We start from the raw sequence: 411 nt of genomic DNA, 5'->3' as shown, positions 1-411 counted from the left end.
CTCGGGGCGGGAGTCGCCCCCTCGCCTCTCCCGTGGGGCTCGGGGCGGGAGTCGGGAGGTCAGCGGCGGGCGGTGCGGGTGTGCCAGGGGAGCTCGACCGTCACCGAGGTCGGGCCGCCCTCCGGGCTCTCCACCAGGAACACCCCGTCCACCGCCCGCACCCGGTCGGCCAGTCCGGCCAGGCCGCTGCCCGGGTAGGGGGCCGCGCCGCCCTTGCCGTTGTCCTGGACCAGCAGCATCAGGTGGTCGCCGGCCCGCCAGACGTCCACGGTGGCGGAGCGGGCGCCGGAGTGCTTCGAGACATTGGTCAGCAGCTCGCTCACGGTGAAGTAGGCGATGCCCTCCACCGCCGAGTCCGGCCGGCCGGTGCCGCCGTCCGGGGCCTTCAGGTCGACGTGCACCTTGACCCCC

1 protein-coding gene is annotated in these 411 nt (G+C 75.7%); it reads right to left on the bottom strand.

Annotation, left to right across the window (positions count from 1 at the left end; translation table 11 throughout):
- Positions 1-59 precede the first annotated feature (59 nt).
- Positions 60-411: sensor histidine kinase (locus tag BI06_RS22260; protein WP_369826184.1), on the bottom strand; the 352-nt coding region annotated here is incomplete at its 5' end.

Source organism: Kitasatospora sp. MBT66, assembly GCF_000710405.2.
In the GTDB taxonomy this organism is placed as follows: domain Bacteria; phylum Actinomycetota; class Actinomycetes; order Streptomycetales; family Streptomycetaceae; genus Kitasatospora; species Kitasatospora purpeofusca.
This window is presented reverse-complemented; position numbering and strand designations above follow the sequence as displayed.